Source organism: Methylobacterium sp. 001424705 (assembly GCF_059816145.1).
The window spans coordinates 1-1,850 of the sequence record NZ_JCBANU010000073.1 but is presented as its reverse complement, the minus strand read 5'-3'; the positions used below and the strand labels follow the sequence as shown (position 1 = coordinate 1,850).

Annotated in this window: 1 protein-coding gene; it reads left to right on the top strand. The window is 60.9% G+C overall.

All coding sequences use genetic code 11. The features are described 5' to 3' along the window. Positions 1 to 261 precede the first annotated feature (261 nt). Positions 262 to 525, top strand: a complete 264-nt coding sequence (locus AC6EUL_RS22785; protein ID WP_499872886.1) for a hypothetical protein — start codon at positions 262 to 264, stop codon at positions 523 to 525. Positions 526 to 1,850: the final 1,325 nt, after the last annotated feature.

The window sequence follows — 1,850 nt, the reverse complement described above, 5'->3', positions numbered from 1 at the left end:
CTTCCTCTTCGTGTAACGCGCACCCTTACCGACCCACCCTCCCGAACCGCCAGCAGGCCGCCTCAGTGTAGATGGGGGCCTCGTCGGTCGCCGGAAAAAGCGCCAGCATCCGCGGTTGGTGAAAACAGACCTCGTCGCGAGAGGTTCGATTAACCAATTTCCTAATCTTGCTCAACATATCGCCAGCGGTGAAGGACCTCGGCAATGAATTGCGAGGATGAATAGGGCCTACTGTCACCTGGCAATCTATGAGACGCAGCAATGCCGCAGCTTTGGGTCACCTACATCGAACTTGCCGATCATCTTAGCATCGATTCCGAAACCGCTCGTCGCTTGGCTCATGTCCGGCAATGGGATCGACGCCGCTCACATGACGGACTGACTCGGGTGAAGCTGCCGGCCGACGAAACTCTCTCCTACATGACGAACCACGTCAGTCACGCGGCAGCATCGATGTCGAGCGACCTGAGATCGAGCTTGAGGGCTGCCTACGTGCCGGCGGTACGCGAGGCGAAAGTGGCCTGATCGCGCAGCCCACGATCCGGTGGGCTGCCGGTGATGCGATGCCTGCGCGCGGGAGACCAGTTCCGGACGCATCCGGTGTGACGCGGTCGTGCTCTAGCGTTCCTCGACCGCGTCGCAGCCGTCAAGACGAAACTGCCGCGACGTGGGCCATCGTCACACGGCCCTTCTTGATCTCGCGCGTCACCTGTCCTGCAGGTCCGTTGGCGGTTGCCGGGACGCGCCCTCATCCTCGTAGGCAATGGCAGCCTCTCGGTTCTGCCGGTCCTCGACGCGACGCGTCGCCGCGGTGTCACGGTGATCACCCGCCTGCGGCTGGGTGCGGCGCATCTCGCTGCCCCGCCCCCATCACCCGGCACGATCGGACGCCTGCGTACCAAGGGGGTCGACCCTCAACCCTGTCCGACGTGCGTACGGGTACCAGCCTGAGTCAGCCGACGCGCGTTGTGCCCGGCAGGCATGGATCTCGCGCCCGGCATGGAACCGGGGGCTGGCAAGCACAGAATCGAGATTGCCTCCGCGAACATCGTGCGGATCCGATGAATGCCGGTGCGCGATCCCGGGAACCGCTTCGCACCGCAGGTCCTGCCCTGAACCGACTCCGACTGCGAGCCGATGCCGATCGCGCCCTGGTTCGTGCAGCGTTGGAGCGTCAGGATCCCCCGTCCTGTGAGGCTCGCGCCCCTCTCGTCCCGCCGGTCGCCTTCGGCCTGCCGGCCCGCCAGCGTCTCCGGATCTGCGTTCTCCGCCAAGGAAACACTTGGCCATCGTCAGTCTCGAGGGCTGGGCCAACGTGTAGAGAGCCGAGATCACAAGCCACGAGCCGGTGCGGTTCTTCCGAGGAGATCCGATTCGACCCGCAGTCCATGAAGACTGGTCCGATACGATCGCGGCGCATGCCCCTGATCCAGATCATACCGCCATAAGGATCAATCACGGCACGCATACCAACATTCTGACACCGATCTAAACTGGAAATACATGAAAATTAAGGTCACATAGCCCTAATTTATCCAACTCAGAATCCATGTAATTCCACTTTACTATTTATGCTCCCAAAGAGCTAATCCTATTTGGCTCTCATGTCGGAAGCTGGGAAGTTTATACATCAGGAGCGGCAAAAGACCGGCGGCCGCCAGAGGGTTCCTCGTCAATCCGAGCAAGACTCAAACCACAGCGTAAATCCATTCGCAGTCTGACCTGGACCTGATCTTACGGTTCATTCTTCTACCTTCAGGGAAACAAGGTCGCCATGCCTACGGTTGATGGCAACCTGAACGATTGGACATCGTCGGCTCGGCTCAATCCCGCAGGCACGACAGCGGCCG

Bases quoted from the DNA above. Each gene is read 5' to 3' on its own strand.
- AC6EUL_RS22785 (WP_499872886.1), top strand. From the start codon at position 262: ATGCCGCAGCTTTGGGTCACCTACATCGAACTTGCCGATCATCTTAGC.